General features: G+C 40.7%; 11 protein-coding genes. 6 read left to right on the forward strand and 5 right to left on the reverse strand.

The genetic code is table 11. The features are described from left to right. Positions 1-465 precede the first annotated feature (465 nt). From GA520_RS00665 to GA520_RS00690, 6 genes are all read left to right on the forward strand, one after another. Positions 466-1,251 carry a PEP-CTERM sorting domain-containing protein gene (locus GA520_RS00665; RefSeq protein ID WP_205749227.1) on the forward strand — a complete coding sequence of 262 codons (786 nt, stop codon included), beginning with the start codon at positions 466-468 and terminating at the stop codon, positions 1,249-1,251. 124 nt (positions 1,252-1,375) lie between these two features. Next, positions 1,376-2,095 (forward strand): hypothetical protein, encoded by a 720-nt coding sequence (locus GA520_RS00670; RefSeq protein WP_240910096.1) that lies wholly within the window; start codon positions 1,376-1,378, stop codon positions 2,093-2,095. A gap of 267 nt (positions 2,096-2,362) precedes the next feature. Beyond that, a complete protein-coding gene (locus tag GA520_RS00675; RefSeq protein ID WP_163337103.1) occupies positions 2,363-3,178 on the forward strand; it encodes a hypothetical protein in 816 nt (271 codons plus the stop codon). 361 nt (positions 3,179-3,539) lie between these two features. Beyond that, positions 3,540-6,503, forward strand: coding sequence for a PKD domain-containing protein (locus GA520_RS00680; RefSeq protein WP_163337104.1), 2,964 nt, complete (start codon positions 3,540-3,542; stop codon positions 6,501-6,503). Between the two features lie 13 nt (positions 6,504-6,516). Then, the gene (locus tag GA520_RS00685) at positions 6,517-7,626 is read left to right on the forward strand and encodes a PKD domain-containing protein (RefSeq protein WP_163337105.1); all 1,110 of its coding nucleotides are present in this window, start codon (positions 6,517-6,519) and stop codon (positions 7,624-7,626) included. Beyond that, complete coding sequence (locus GA520_RS00690; protein WP_163337106.1) at positions 7,623-9,380, forward strand: choice-of-anchor Q domain-containing protein; 1,758 nt, start codon at positions 7,623-7,625, stop codon at positions 9,378-9,380. Before GA520_RS00685 ends, GA520_RS00690 begins: the two co-directional genes overlap by 4 nt. 169 nt (positions 9,381-9,549) lie before the next feature. On the opposite strand, the gene GA520_RS00695 is transcribed toward GA520_RS00690, so the two are convergent. The 5 genes from GA520_RS00695 to GA520_RS00710 all read right to left on the reverse strand — a co-directional run bounded on the left by GA520_RS00695 (position 9,550) and on the right by GA520_RS00710 (position 15,928). Continuing rightward, positions 9,550-10,320, reverse strand: a complete 771-nt coding sequence (locus tag GA520_RS00695; protein WP_163337107.1) for a polysaccharide deacetylase family protein — start codon at positions 10,318-10,320, stop codon at positions 9,550-9,552. After that, a complete protein-coding gene (locus tag GA520_RS00700; protein WP_163337108.1) occupies positions 10,317-11,525 on the reverse strand; it encodes a glycosyltransferase family 4 protein in 1,209 nt (402 codons plus the stop codon). Before GA520_RS00700 ends, GA520_RS00695 begins: the two co-directional genes overlap by 4 nt. Before the next feature lie 208 nt (positions 11,526-11,733). Next, positions 11,734-13,101, reverse strand: a complete 1,368-nt coding sequence (locus GA520_RS00705) for an O-antigen ligase (RefSeq protein WP_163337109.1) — start codon at positions 13,099-13,101, stop codon at positions 11,734-11,736. A 99-nt stretch (positions 13,102-13,200) separates the two neighbouring features. After that, a complete protein-coding gene (locus GA520_RS26985) occupies positions 13,201-14,232 on the reverse strand; it encodes an acyltransferase (RefSeq protein ID WP_163337110.1) in 1,032 nt (343 codons plus the stop codon). Between the two features lie 238 nt (positions 14,233-14,470). After that, positions 14,471-15,928, reverse strand: a complete 1,458-nt coding sequence (locus GA520_RS00710) for an oligosaccharide flippase family protein (protein ID WP_163337111.1) — start codon at positions 15,926-15,928, stop codon at positions 14,471-14,473. Positions 15,929-16,010: the final 82 nt, after the last annotated feature.

Consider the following 16,010-nt stretch of genomic DNA (forward strand, 5'->3'; position numbering starts at 1 on the left):
GGTAAATATACCCAGCTGTTTCTGCGGTAAATACCTGGTTATTTTAAGTTGTCTTTGTTAGGCGCTTCCTGTAATCTGCAATAGTACTAAGTGGTGTCTGTTCTGCCAAGATCTGTCTCTTCTGGTTAGGCTGTTGACGGATTGCTTAGACTGGATGAGAGCCTTGGTTTTATGTAAGTCGTTGAAATGTGGTGGATGTACGTTGGTTTGCCGATTGTGTGGTTTGCAGAGCGGTTGATTTTTTTCCTGAATGCACTGTTACCGGGATTGGTAACGATTCTGGCTGCTCCAATGTGAAATTCCGCTCCATTGGAGACGTTTTGGCAGGTTGTCGTTCAGGGTTGTCTGCGAGGGGAATTGGTTCTTCTTGTGGATGTTTTATAGGGGGGGGTGTCTCACAACATCCCTGGGAAAGGCTGCTTGGACGCAAGTGGCTTTATTTTCTACCAATTGGGAGGAAGTGAAATGAAAAAGATGTTGGTTAAGGGTGCTCTGTGCGCGATTCCTTTAGTTGCCATGCTAAGTGGTGTTGCTTCAGCATCACCTATTGTGGGGGATGCGTTGCAGAATGTTTTGGACGATATTACAATATCTCCAGCTACAGGTAGTTCCATAGATGTCCATAATGATTATCTTTCAGATAGTTATGACTCTTATTGGAGTCTTACTGGTAGTGGTGGTAGTGTTAATACGTTTATAATTGAGCTTGCCGGCTATGCAGGAACCAATACGTTTGGTGTTTTCGATAGGTCGGATCCGAGCAAAATGGTAACCATTTTTGAGGGTACTGATACTCAAACTTCCCAGAAGACACTTTCTATTCTGGTCGATGGTAGTGTGAAAGTAGACGGTGTTGATAGTGATATAGATTTTGCCGGTAATGCATTTGGATATTTTCTTGATTCCACGACGAGTTTTAATGGTGGATTGTGGAGAAGTGATACATCTCTTAACAGCGATGGTATGGATCATATGGTTGCATACCAGGGTAACGATTCAGACACGATTCAAATTCCTGGTTATTTTCCTGGGACATGGTCAGATAATGAGTTTATTTTAGCATTTGAGGACCTTGGGAACGAGTACAATATGGACAACGGTAGCATTGTGGCTGGCTATAGTGACAGGGATTTCACTGATATGGTTGTTATGGTGGAGTCAGTTCAGCCTGTACCAGAACCTGCAACAATGTTGCTTTTTGGGACCGGTCTTGCTGGCCTAGCTGGTTACAGTAGAAGACGCAAGAAATAATATATTTGTTTGCGATATAAAGCCCGATGATGCATGTGCATCGTCGGGCTTTTTTTTTGTTTACCCGGCATGTCTGGGCAAACCCAACCAGCGGCAAAAAAGCATCGCCTTGGAAGGGGTGACTTTGCCCATTCATTACGATGTTCAGCATTTGCTGCTGACGCCCTCAGAGACCGTGCGGCGCTTTACCATGAACGGCTGGCGGCGGGTGCTGGGTTTTCATACTGATGTGTATCTGCATTGCGCGCATCGTGAAGTGGTGCTTGGAGCGGCCCGGGAGGCCGGGGCTGCGGTGTTTCTGCATCCTGTTGCAGATTTGTCGCATCCCGGGAATCTGGACTATTATACCCTGATTCGGTGTTACCAGGCGTTTACCGAGATCTTTCCGGCGAATATGGTTGAGTTGGGGCTGACGCCCTTTTCCAGCAGGAAGGCGGGGCCACGGGAGGCGTTGTGGCGGATATGGCCTGGGAGACCTGCATCGAGATGGTGCTTCAGCGGGAGATCTTATCCGGAGATTGTAGATGAGCTGCAGTGTTTTTTTCCTCCTCGCTTCAGGCAGGGTTTTACGATATTTTTGAACGGGCTTTCCGGGTCCGGGAAGTCGACTATTGCCCGGGTTTTGCTGGTAAAGTTTATGGAGATGTGCGATCGGCCTCTTACACCTTTCTTTGTTCCTGACCATTGCCACTTCTCTACCACCCATAATTCGCTGGAGATACAGGGAATGCACCTATTTTCACAATTATCCTTCCATTCATGGAGCATAAAATATACAATACTGTATGTAGTAGACAAAGAAGTACGATTACTGCAAACTTGCTGGTGTAATCTGGGTAACTAATTGGATAGGTTCAACTTCAGCATATTTGGACATGCATTTTACATTTGACCACAAGTTGGTATGATCTTTTAGATCATTTTAAGAGGAAGAAAATCGCACACCTTCTGTAAAAATAATTGGAGTAGAGTAAACCACCTCCCCCCGCGGTGGTTGTCTCAACTGCTTTTTTGATATGAAGGATGCCTATTCTAAACAGGTAGAGAAAGTTCATTTAACTCTGAATTATCATTCCATCCAACCATAACGTCATTTCCTGGAGGAAGAGTTATGACCAATATACCCATGCTTGGAGAATTACTCGTCAAAAACAATCTCGTATCACAGGAAGTTGTTGATGAGGCGTTGCGGATCCAAGTGGGTGGAACTCGTCGATTGGGCCACCTACTGGTGCGAATGAAAGCAATTACCGATGACCAGCTGGCAGAAACTCTTGCCAATCAGCTCAATATGCCAACCACAAAGATTGCAGAGACCTTCTCGGATAAAGTCAATAAAACCATACCACGGTATCTATGTAAAAAATACGGTGTAATTCCAATAAGATTTAAAGATAACAACATACTAGAAGTGGCTATGGCTAATCCATCAGACCACGAAGCTATCAACGACCTTGAGCACTATACAGGCAAGGTATTAGACCCCTGTCTCGCTAAACATTCGGAGATTGATAGAGAAATTCCCAAAAGGATTCCTCTGGGATTGAAAGATTTTTTTTCTCCTCAGGCAAACACTCTGATGACAAGAGCAGTTGCCGTATTAGCCCTTGTCTGTGCAGTTGGAATAGGATTCTATACATACGACTACTTGAAAAAAATGCACCAAGGCACAATTTCTGTTGCTGACAACCTCACCCTCTATCACAACCACGACCTTACACTTGCTGTTGACAAAAATGGAAAATTCTCACTCCAGGGACATGGAGCCTACGCAGATGGATTATATAAAGTCGATTTTTCCAACCTCACGAATCTTAAAATGTTTATTAGCCAAAGAAAAGCAGATTTTTCAGGCAAACAATATGAGTGGCTTGATTGGGCACTCCAAAAAGCTGGAAATAACAGCGAGCTACTCGCGAAGAACTGAATTTGCATTGAAGGGGAACTAAATTCATCCATTTGCTGAATACTTTTCAATACTCTTTTGTAGTTGCATTGGCACAAAAAAACAGCCAGCAAGTTGGTGAAGTGCGATATCAAAGTTGTCGATATAGCGGTTGACAACTACAAAGGGATATGGGTATCCATGAAATTGTGATGTGATAACAAGTGAATGTAAATACAGGCATGCCTAGGTCCAGAATTTGCTTCTCGAAGTATTGCTAAGTATAAACCAGGTGTGTGAAACATCACACGATGTTAATATAGGAACAATTGATCGGGTACAGGATTTGCGTTTGGAAACCATGCGATTATTTTCAGAGAAAATACACCTTGTGAGAAGACTGATGAAAGGCATTGTTCTGGCCCTTTGTGTTGTCAATATTTGCTTATTAGCGATAGTACCCGTCAATGCCACTGTTAATGAACACGAAATCCAAGTGGACTTCACTATTAATACTCAGGAGGTATCAGAAAAAACAGTAAGCACGTACCGTCTTTACAAAGAAAATGAGCTCGTTTGTGAAGCGGAGGTGCCGGTTGGTACCCAAACGTTTAACTGCACATTCTATACCGAAGACGGAACTTTTAATTTTTATTTGGCAGCATACTATACAGACGAGACGGAGAGTTTGCATTCAGCTCCTTTCCCATTTACCATTACCACTACCGATACCAGTCTTAAGCCCGGGACGGAAGGCAGTCTGGATCTGACCTTCTCTTGGGAAACGACATCGGGTACTGATATTGTTTCCTACCGTTTTTACATGAACGATACCAACGTCTGTGAATCAGATAATTCTAGCGACACATCCATTGCCTGCAAAATTGATCCGCTCAATGAGGTCATGCAGTTCAGTATGTCCTCGGTTAGCAGCGTGGATGGAGAAAGCGCAAAATCAAATATCCTGGTTCTGGATCCGGCTGACTATCCTCAGCTTTTTATTAAAAAATCCGCGACATTCAGCTGGGATTACAATGCTGACGAAACAGATATAAGCGGTTTTCAGATTTATCAGAATGGCAATTTGATCTGTGAAACCAGCGACTCGAGTGCTCGGCAGTTAAGCTGTCTGATTAACCTGTCGACTAGCAATTCTTTTAAGATTACCGCAATGGAAAATACGGGGCTGGAAACTACCGCTTCCAATGTACTGATCTATAACGAGGATCAAACTTCCACTGGAAGTGAAACGCTCAAAGCTGTTCTTACCACAAGCAGCCTGAATGGCGTAGCACCACTCACCCTTACGTTCGATGGCACCGGCTCTACCGGGGACATTTCCACTTATACCTGGGATTTCGGTGATGGTGATACCGCCAGTGGCACTACTACCAGCCATGTTTATGCTTATCCCGGCTCATACACGACAACGCTGACAGTGGCAGATGCTGGTGGTCTTACCCATCAGGACAGTGCGGTGATAACAGTAACGGAAGCATCTTCGACACCGTCGGATACCGATGTGCCGCCGGAGGCTGTTATCTCTTCTTCCAGCGCTATCGGCGAAGCTCCGCTCACCGTCCAATTTGACGGCAGCGGCTCAACGGCCACACAGACACCCATCAGCTTATATACCTGGGAGTTCGGTGACAGCTCATCGGCCACCGGGTCTACCGTCAACCATACCTTCACCGCTGCGGGAACCTATCAGACAACACTGACGATTACTGACAGTGTAGGTTTGACGGACCAGACCAGTACTCCGGTGTTAATTACTGATCCGCCAGATTCCGATAACCAGGTACCGATAGCTGCCATGACCATTCAACCGGAGTCCGGCCAGGCTCCGCTGAACGTCACTTTCAACGGATCCGGCTCCAGTGATTCGGATGGTTCAATCAGCGATTATCAATGGGGTTTCGGCGACGGCTCCACAGCCACCGGCATATCAGTACAGCATACGTTTGTAAACGTAGCCGATTACACGATAACCCTCCAGGTTACCGATAATCAGGGTGCTCAGACGTCCACCTCAAAAACTGTTTCGGTCCTTGCTCCGGGAGAAATTCAGCTCTATTTTGAGCTTGGTGAAGTACAAGTGGATAATAACTGGGCACAAGTTTCCTTCGATAAAGACTTTATCGATCCCGTGGTTATCGCTGGTCCGCCGCTGACTTCCGACTCGGATCCTGTAACCATCAGAATCAGAAATGTCACCGCTACCGGGTTTGAAGTCCGCCTACAGGAATGGGATTATCAGGATGACACGCACTCCACGGAAACTTTCAGCTTTATCGCGATTGAAAAAGGTGTCTATACCTTGGAGGATGGCAGAAAGGTGGAGGCTGCAAGCTTTAACGGATCGTCATCATTCAAGAAAATCTCTCTGCAGCAGACCTACTCGAAAATTCCTGTAATCCTGACACAGATTGTAACGGCCAACGAAGCGAATGCCGTTACAGGACGAGTGCAGAATGTAGTGCAGGACGCTTTTGAGTTCAAACTGCAGGAACAGGAGACAACAAAGGCCACTCATGGTGCAGAAACCGTTGGCTACCTCGCCTGGGAACCAGGCAAGGGAGAGATATTAGGGGTTGCCTACGAAACCGGTGTGACGACACAAAGCATCAATCAAGACTGGTTTAATTTGACTTTCCAGACAAATTTCCCTGAAACGCCACTGTTCATAGCTGAGATGCAGACCTCCGCCGGTGGCGATACGGCGGTCCTGCGGCTCCAGAGTCCATTAAACACTGGGGTCCAGGTTAAAGTCGAGGAAGAACAATCAAAAGATAGTGAAACCAAGCATGTGGCGGAGGCCGTCGGTTATCTGGCTGTCGGGTCCACGACCGGTTCGACAACAACCGCGCCACCTTCTTTAGAGGACCAAGATAAGCGATTTACCTTCACCTGGGAATATAGTGTTACCTCCAACGTCAGCGGTTTCAGGTTTTACTTAAATGACAGTCTGCTCTGTGAGTCAACCAATCCTGATGATCGACTGTTTTCTTGTAATGCTGCATTACTGAACAACACCATGACATTCACTATGACGGCTGTATTCTTTGATGGTTCAGAAAGTGCACCTTCAACTTTGCTCAGTATCAGTCCCTTTGATTTTCCGGACCTTTTCGGCATTCGCCTGGTGACCTTTACCTGGGAATTCGACAGCAGCCAAGAAAGTCTGATCTCCGGCTTCCAAATATTTAATAATGATACACTGATCTGCGAAACAACCAACACGCAGAATCGTCAAATCGTTTGTGAAACACCAATCAATCAAAATTCCAATAATTTCAGCATAAAAGCCGTAGAGCTTTCTGGAACGAAAACAAATTTATCAAACACTCTTCTGTATAATCCTTAGCGAGAGAAAAATAATGTTAGAGTTATTAAAATATAACCTGGGAACCCTTGCAAGAGGAGAGGATGCTATGCAGACCCCAAAAATATCAAAAATTATTCGTGCACGTTGTCGTAGGCTTTCGTTATCAGGGCTTCTTGTACTGGCATGCTGTCTCATCCCCTCGACTATTTGTCTGGCTGCAGATTTTTCAGGAAGTCTAAAAGAGGTTACCATTACAGATGCCGCCGGGACAAACACCCCGCCTGCAAGCAGTTTTGAGTATACGAAAGACGGCAGTTCAGTCACCTTCGACGCAAGCGCATCTTATGATGCAGATGGAAGCATTGATGAGTACCGTTGGGATTTCGGTGACGGAAGCTCCAGCACCGGTGTTACCGCCACCGCCAGTCATACTTATTCGACTACAACTGATGTACCGGTTACCTTGACCGTGGTCGATAATGATGGAGGGATTGCCTTGACCCAGATGGTGGTACAATTTGCAGCCGCTATAAGCTTATCTGATTCAGACAGCATTTCTGTCTATGACAAAAATTATTCTGTAACAAATAACGGTGTTGATGTCAGCGCAGGGGATATTATTGTTGTTTTTGCTGGACAGAAAGATAATTCGACTATATCCGAAGGAGTATCCTCGGTGGTTGACACTCAGTCTAATACGTATTCTTTTGTTACAGGTCAGGTTGGCGCGAGTAATAAATCTTATATAGCAGCTTATATTACGACTGCTTCATCTTCTGGAAAAGGGGTAGCTACTACAATTACTTTTGATTCAAATACAGCTTACAAATCAATGGTTGTATTTGTGATTCGTGGTCTTGAGACTGGTTCAGTTGATGTATATGCGTCAGGTACAAATAATTTCCAAAAGGATTTATCCTCTATTCCGAGTATAACAACTACTACTTCAGATCAGTTTTTGGTCTCTTCATATATGCTTGTTTATAATAGCCCGATAACAGTATCAGGTGATTGGTCAAAAGGGCCGTCTGCCCCTACGCCTGGTGTTAACGAGCATATTAGCTCAGAATACCAGATAGTAAGTTCTACAGGTACTTATTCGGCAATGGGTACATGCCCTTCTTCTCAACCAGTTAATGGAATAATACTGGGGATAAAATGAAATTTATAGCTCTAGTTATAATTGTATTAGCTCTGGTTTCGCCTGTCTATTCTGCTACAACTCCAGTTCTTTTTTTCACTGACCTTACATCAGGCCCCAAAATAGGTAGTACTGATGTATCCCTAGGGCAAACTAGTGGTCAGGACGGTGCGATTGTTACAGTATGGGGGAGAGGGCTGGGCAATTCGCAGGGCACCTCGAAGATATCAATCGGAGGTGTAAATTCCTCCTACGTCTACTATTGGGGGAACGCTGTAGCTCCGTACTCCCCGGCAGACATGAGCACCCGCCATGGGATGCAGATGATCATTTTCCAGGTTCCGTCTACTGTGGCCGATGAAACGGTAAATATCCGGGTGACTGTAGACAGCGAGGCGTCAAACACCCTTCCGTTCACTGTCCGCTCTGGAAACATTTATTTTGTGAAAAAGACAGGCAGCGATTCAACTGGTGACGGATCGTGGACAAGTCCATGGCAGACGATTATTAAAGCTTTAGATAGTATTACCGCTGGTGATATCGCATATATCGGGGACGGTGTCAACCAAACAACTCTTGACGCTTATAATGCGGCTGTAAACCTAGACTCTTCAGGCACTGCAACAAACCCCAAGGCATTGGTGACGTATCCCGGCGCGAGTTCCACTGTCGGTGCAACAGGACTTAATATCGGCTTTGGTAATTGGCAAAGCGGCGTAGGTAAAACATCACACTGGACTATTGCAAAATTTACCGCTCTTGCAGATGTCAACGCTAGTGTCATGCATGAGGGGTTCCGTTTAGTCGGCAACAAGTATTCCGCCCCTCTTGGCAATTCGCCCAGTGGAGCTGTCGAAGGCACCGGAAACAATCTATATGTCCTTGGCAACGAATTTACTAACTGCGGGATTGCTGGCGCAAATAAATTATATCACCCTCTCTACATCAGTACTCCTCGACCATCGTCAGGTCCCCAACCCCCGGAGCAATCTGGACGGGATGTCGGCTGGAACTATTTTCACGGTAACAACGCTATCCGCGCTATAGACATCTATAGCGAGGGAAAATATGGCGGAGTGATGAGTGGACACATAGTCCATGACAACTATATCGAGGACCAGGTTGGTGGCGGTATTTTGATCGGCGGCTATGTGGTAGGCGATAACTGGATATACAACAATATCGTCAACAAGGCTGGACTCGGACCTGATCCGAGTTATGGCGATCCATCGGGCCACGAAGGAGTTTATATAGCTGCAGGCAAGGACGGATATGTTGGCAACACCGATATCTACTTTTACAACAACACGATTTATGGTTGTGGTTATGCGAAGGCAAAACTGTCCGGGTCTACGGGCCATGTAATGTTTGGCTCTGTGTCCCGATATACACTGCATTTTACAAATAACATTATTTATTCTACCGGGGAGCCTTACGTTACAGTAGACTCCGACACTCCAACCACGGCGGCATATGGAAACATCTGGTACGGAGACGGCAGCCCTCCGTCGTGGGACACTGCGGCACTTATTGACGATCCCGTTTTCGTTTCGGCTACAACTGGCGATTTTCATCTGCTGCAAAACTCACCTGCGAGAAATGCCGGGACAACCATTGAGGGTCTTTACTACGATTTTGATGGAAATCTTCGTGGTTCCAGTTTTGATCTTGGTGCGTATGAGTATATGGGTCTGGATGATGAAGAGAAAGCGGAGTTTGGTCCTTATTCAATATCAGGGATGGAATATGATAGAAGTTCATCTGGCAATGAGTAGTACTTGCCCGTATCATTCGTGTCCAAGTACATAGCTCCGAGCAAACTCTATTGGGGAGGGGTTCTTTTCAATTTCAAAACCTCTCAGGTATTTTTCATAGCGAATTTACCTCTTCTAGTAAACCTAACAAGAGAAAAACTGAGAAGAGTTCCTTGTATAAAATATAAATTCAAACATTTTTTTTAAATATTTCCCATATAGAATAATATAGTTTATTACCTATAATTCTCTTTAATATATTTTTCAGATTGTATTTTATTCTTGAATTAATATAATCCTGATCATTTTTTTGAAATATTTTTTCAAAAGATTTGTAATTTGTATTACCGGATATCAGTATCCTTTTATATTCCTTGATATCGGAAGATCCTGCACTAAAGGTATTAATACCAGGAATCGAGGTGAAAACACCATTGATCCCCAACCTACAACATATAGGAAGCAGATTCGAGCTTACCCTTCCTCCAGGGCAAGAAAGAAATTCAGGCAACACATCAAGGTTATTCTCTATAATCTTTCTTGACTCAGTTATCTCTCTTATTGCATCATCCTCATTTAGATCGTTCAAAAATCTATGACTATCAGTATGACTTTCTATAGTAATATTACTATTGTTCATCTCTTTAAGCTGAGACCAATTCATAAAGTCGATTTTGTGGTTAATCCATCCCGTAACAACAAAAACTGTTGCTTTAAGCCCTAAATCCTTAAGTACCGGAAAAGCATTTTCATAATTATCCAAATACCCGTCATCAAATGTAATCATTACACACTTATTATCTTCCTTTTGCGTTTTTAATATATCATTAGTATTAAGAACATTAAAGCCGCTTTCTCTAATAAACTGCATTTGGTGTTTAAATTCATCGATATCAACATCATATGCAGAATCAATTTGGTCCTTTTCCAGTATTCTATGATACATCAAAACATATATCATCTATTCCCCTCTAACAAACTGCAATACATATCTTCAGTTTTTTTGCTAATATGTCCCCAACTAAATTTTGTTTTTGCCAGTTCCAAAGACTTTTCTCCCATATGACAGCATTGATCACTATACAAAACTTGTATAATAGCATCTTTCAGCGCTTCGACATCCTCATATTCTACAATAAAACCATTTTCTCCGATATCAACGCACTCTGGCAATCCTCCGACATTTGTAACTACCACCGGTTTAGCGAAAGCATAAGCTAATTGTAGAACCCCACTTTGGTAAATTTTTTGATATGGCAAAATAACTGCGTCTGAGTCTTTGAAATAATGACAAACATCTTCAAAAGGTACATAGGATAACACCTTAATAATATTTTTTTCAAGGCCATAATTCTTTATTGTATCATTATATACTTGGAAGTCTTCAACTGGCTTCCCAACAATTGAAAGAACTACTTCTGGATGTGTTTTCACTACTTCGTTCAACGCGTTAAGTAGAAATATTAATCCTTTATATTTTCTTATATAGCCGAAAAAAAGAATATTTTTTTTCTTTCTATCGGGAGAAGAAAAAGGTGCAGATTCGTCTAAAAAAAACATATAATTCCCATGAGGAATGACTTCAACTTTTCCAAATTGAACGGCGAAAAGAGCCACCAATTCTTTTTTATTGGCATTAGCGTGAACTATTATTCTGGAGGCCATATTGTATATCGTGAGAAAAACATACTTTTCCAATGATCTCCGTTCGTGTGATTCAATATTATGAGCTGTTACGACTAATAATAACCCCCTGACGGTGTATTTGAGAAAGAACATTATAAGCAAAACAAATAAAGGATACTGGCTAAGCTGGATGTGCAATATCGGATATTTCTCCTTCCGGAGAGCTCTTGTAAGTCTAAAAATAAAAAAAGGATTAGTTTTAAATCGATTGAAAACCTGCATCATCTGAAATTTTCTATTTTTCCCAAAAAGCTCGTAGTCTTGTGCCGTAACAAGACATACATTTGAATATTTACTCAGAGAATTGCAAAGGTTATAGGTATAATGCGCTATCCCTCCCTTACCAGCTATTTCGAGCATGAACACAGTTCGCTGCAAAAAAGAGCGATTCTTAGCAGAAGTGTAAACACTTTTGAAATCGTGAAGCACTTTCTGATTAGAAAAATCAAGTTTTAGTTTTTCATCTTCTGTTTTAGTCATAAGTTCCAATTCGTTATTATCCCGGAATAAAGTCACTAATGCTTCGACTAAGGATTCAGTTGATTTTGCTAGTTCTTCATGGATAAATTTACTTTAGTTTAAAAAATCAGACATGCCGTTGAACTATTCTAATAAGTACACAATTGCCTTAGAAAAAATAAGAAAAGTATGTCTAACAGACCTTAATTTAATAACATTTTGAACTTAATCATGGGTAGAGCACCTTATTTATCCAGCCATGCTTACCGTCGTATTTTAGGTCGTTTTGAAGTGTAGAATTACCACTGTTTCGCAAAGAAATATTACAGCTATCAACCAAGCCCCATAGCACCCAAAAATAACATCCAGATTGTATATAGGAAAAGCGATCACCAAACAGATTACTAGCGATCAACGACAATACAACGCCTGAAAAACCTAACCCAAGTGTCATGTAAAAGGGATCTTTACAATCCTTGTATAACACTACACCTTTCCTATATAACAACAGGCCTGAGGAAAAAGCTTTGCCGAAGACAAGTAATAATAGTGTTAGTCCAATAAAACCCTGTTCGCAAAGAACTCGAATAAAAAAACCATGCGTATCTGTAAGTTTTTGACCCGCCGACATGATCGTTTGAGTATCTTTCAAGCTTTCTGCAAAACCTCCGTAACCAATCCCAATCACAGGACTTTCATTAAAAAGTGTGAAGGCTTGTCCCCACAATTTCAGACGTCCTTGAGCTGAGTTTTCCAGTTGACCTTCTTGCGTTTTAGTCATCGTAATACGATCAACAACCGATGCAGGTAGAAGAACCTGCCAGGAAAGAGCAACGACCAAAATCAATACTAACAAAATCCGCATACGTACAATGCCAAAGAATACCAAGGCGGCCGCATACCCTAAATAGGCACCACGGGAGTAGGCAAAGAAAATCGGATGAAGACTTAAAAACGCAGCAGAAATAAATAGACATTTACGGTATTTATTTGATTCAAACCAACCAATAACTAATAGCGCAACCGAGTAAGCAGCCATAAACGCCCCAAAATGATTAGCTCCTAGTCCACAACTTTCAAAAGGACCGCCATAACGTTTATCCCAATTAAAAGCGGCACCACCATTAAAATTTCTAAATGCTTTAAGGGCCATAATGAAAATAGCGAATGCTATAAGAAGAAGAAGAATTTTTCGTTTTTCATTATCTTTGGCAATACGCAGTACAAAAAAGTATAGCAAAAAAGTGCGAGTATAATTTTTCCAATCAATAAGTATTTGACTGGACTGCGATATGGGTAGTGGCAGATCGAAATTAGCACTTGAAATCCAGGTTGAAAAATAGCTAAAGACGATTACGCCGATAATCCATTTTTCATTGCCTGATCTCGGTGATTGTTTGTTCTGGGTGATTACCCCCAGGCAAATCGCCAGTAGGAAAAAATCAATCAGCATCCAACCGTACGGATAAGAGTGTATTTTATAATAAATATTTGCTTGAGGAAGTAAGAATACCAGCAGACATAATCCCAAAAATACGTTTTTAAAAATCGTAACAAACAACAAATAGATTCCACCAAAATACAAAGATGGCACCATTAATTTTCTTAAAAACAACTTAAATGAAAATAACACTATTTAATACCCATGATGTTGTTTGAATATGAACCATGCACCTAGGTCAAAATATCAGATTAACTATTTATAAAAACTTTTTCTAAATATGTGTTTGATAGTTGTGTTGTACCCTCGTTGCATATATATCGATAATATTATAGTAATACATATTGCTACTGGAGTGATCATATAAGATTTAGTTATATATGCTGAAATAAAATAGAAATAGAACTCGTGAAAGAGGTAACAGCAAAAAACACCACTACTAATAATGCCAATTTTATTTTGATATAAATTCAAATCGATTATTTTCATCCATATAATAAAACTACAAATAACAAACGATGAGATGAGCGGAAAAATTATTTTTACACCTTCGTAAAGTGACTGATAGTTACTTCCTTTGATGAATACGTAAAGCAACACAACTAGCAAACCTAAGATGTTAATTAAAAGATATTTATTCCTCATCGAAGTTACAGATTCAAACACACTATTAGACATATATCTGGCAACATACATTCCTGTTGCAACTGGAACAATATAACTGAAAATTGAACTATCTTCGACGTTCGAATTTAGTCTCAGTTCAAATGGTATACTTATATTAATAAAATATATTATCAAATAATTTAATATATAAAACGAGGCAATAACTAGCCAAAAATATATAGTTTTTGCATGTATCAGTCTATACAACAAAGGAAAAAGCAAATATAGTTGAAACAGCACACCCATATACCAGAGGGGATCAGGGTTGTGAGATAATTCAAGAAAAAAACTATGCAAAAAGAAAGCGTGTGCCAAGAAATTACTAAAGCTTATATGGTATACAAACTGCGTGTAAAGCAATAACGACAAAATGTACAAAGGATAGATTCTCACAAATCTCTTTTTCCAATAATTAGATAATGAAAAATAATTATTGTTAATTGCGCTGCATGTTAGTCCGTAACTACTGCAAAACAAAAATATATTTACTCCAAGTTCCCCCATTGGTACAAAAATTTTTGGTAGCAAGTGATTTCCCGAAAAGTCAAAATACCATCCAACATGGCGTAAAAGAATAAATATTATTCCAACTATTTTCAGAATATCAATGGTTGATTTCATAATAAATAACAATATTAATCCGTACACCGGCCAGTCGACATTAGACCAGGAACAATAGGCTATAATTACATCGACATGAGCATCATTTTTATATGTGTCAATGTCTGCTGATCAGGTTTCGTCTTAATAGCAATACTATTGAATCTAAAAGAGTAAATTAAGTATTTTCCTAAAATCTGAAAAGAAAAAGGCGCAATAGTACAGGAAAGTAGTTCGTATCGACGCCATCAATGTTTAATTAGTGTACAAATATTTTCATAATTTTTGCGCGTATCTCATTTTCTCTGTAAAGAATGGTAGATGAAATAAGAACACATCCATAGAGTATTTTTACCATTAAAGATATATATATATTCTCTAAGTTGATATACGAAACAGTGAAATACATTATTGTCGAAAAAAACAGGTGATAAATGACTCCGACCTTTAACCGAATAACAAGATATCGAAAGGACCAAATTACCGTCAATATAGATGTTGCCACACAGGAAATAAGTGTAGAAATTGCAGCACCCATAACATTAAATTTAGGTAGAAGAACAATGTTACAAAGAACGTTCAATACCATTCCAATGGTAATTATCAACAAAATTTTTAAAGATTTTTTATGCAAATACAGCCCTGCATTCAACATAGTGTTCATGCCAAAAACAACAGTGGCCACGACAATTATCGGGGAGAATGTGGCTGCTTCAACATACTTGTTTGTGGCCAAAATAATGAAAAGGTCCTTATTTACAGCAGCATAGCCAAAGCACACAGGAATTATAAGAACCATTAAATAATAAAAACTATCCTCAAGAAATTTTTCTGTCTCCCGTCTACCCTGTTCGGTATATATTTTCACATAAAGCGGGACGATCGCATATGAAACAGAAAAGGTTAACATATTAGCCACATACATAGCTAAATTATAACCAACGGAATAGATGCCAAGCTCCTGTTCTCCGTGATAATAGAGAATCATGTATCTATCCGTATAGGTAAGCAGCATATAGGCCAATTCAGTAAAAAGCAGAGGAAGGCCAAACAATATGAGCTTCCTGATTAATTCCAGAGAAACCTGACCAAGAGAGACCCTGTAGTTATTGAAAAACCAAAACACCAAAACTGTAAATATGATAAACTCGCTTATTACTGTGCCGGCCAAGTAGCCGTACAACTCTTTAAAAACTAGAGTAAATAAACTGAGACCGATAACGATCGAGAGCACCCTATTTGTTAAATTTACAATGTTATACATTATTGTCTTTCCTCGAACTCTTAATAAATTGAGACAAATTATAGTCAGAGGACGGATAGAAAGATATACGGACATTACTAAAAAACATAAATGGTATTGTTTCTTAATATGAATGATTCTATAGAGCCAAGGAAGTGAGACGAAATAAAACAGAGTAGTACAAATGGTGAAAAATAAACCTGCAATAAAAATGGTTGAGGAGAATATTAGTTTTTCATGGTTATTTTTCATGTATTCTTCATGAAATCGTATAATACCATCGGATAGCCCAAATTTCGCCAAAACCACGGTTATGGCTAAGGTGTTAGTTATTAATCCTAGAAGCCCATACTGTTCGACTGAAAGAAGCCTGGTCAATATAGGGAACGTGACCAAACCCAAAAGCATTACTGCAGCCTGCCCGGTGAAAAAGTGGCTGAATTGGATAAAAAATATTTTTGTATTCACTCCCATGGAAAAACCTTCCAAATGAATTTAACTAATTGGACAATCTAAAAACAGTTCAACCTAATCGACCGGCAACATAACATAGAAG

The sequence above is a fragment of the Desulfopila sp. IMCC35008 genome, from assembly GCF_010646885.2.
Taxonomy (GTDB): Bacteria; Desulfobacterota; Desulfobulbia; order Desulfobulbales; family Desulfocapsaceae; genus Desulfopila.

What these genes read in the sequence shown, in the direction of transcription:
- GA520_RS00665 (WP_205749227.1), top strand. Translation starts at nt 466, where the DNA reads ATGAAAAAGATGTTGGTTAAGGGTGCTCTGTGCGCGATTCCTTTAGTT.
- GA520_RS00675 (WP_163337103.1), top strand. Translation starts at nt 2,363, where the DNA reads ATGACCAATATACCCATGCTTGGAGAATTACTCGTCAAAAACAATCTC.
- GA520_RS00680 (WP_163337104.1), top strand. Translation starts at nt 3,540, where the DNA reads ATGAAAGGCATTGTTCTGGCCCTTTGTGTTGTCAATATTTGCTTATTA.
- GA520_RS00685 (WP_163337105.1), top strand. Translation starts at nt 6,517, where the DNA reads ATGTTAGAGTTATTAAAATATAACCTGGGAACCCTTGCAAGAGGAGAG.
- GA520_RS00690 (WP_163337106.1), top strand. Translation starts at nt 7,623, where the DNA reads ATGAAATTTATAGCTCTAGTTATAATTGTATTAGCTCTGGTTTCGCCT.
- GA520_RS00695 (WP_163337107.1), bottom strand. Translation starts at nt 10,320, where the DNA reads ATGATATATGTTTTGATGTATCATAGAATACTGGAAAAGGACCAAATT.
- GA520_RS00700 (WP_163337108.1), bottom strand. Translation starts at nt 11,525, where the DNA reads ATGACTAAAACAGAAGATGAAAAACTAAAACTTGATTTTTCTAATCAG.
- GA520_RS00705 (WP_163337109.1), bottom strand. Translation starts at nt 13,101, where the DNA reads ATGGTGCCATCTTTGTATTTTGGTGGAATCTATTTGTTGTTTGTTACG.
- GA520_RS26985 (WP_163337110.1), bottom strand. Translation starts at nt 14,232, where the DNA reads ATGAAATCAACCATTGATATTCTGAAAATAGTTGGAATAATATTTATT.
- GA520_RS00710 (WP_163337111.1), bottom strand. Translation starts at nt 15,928, where the DNA reads ATGGGAGTGAATACAAAAATATTTTTTATCCAATTCAGCCACTTTTTC.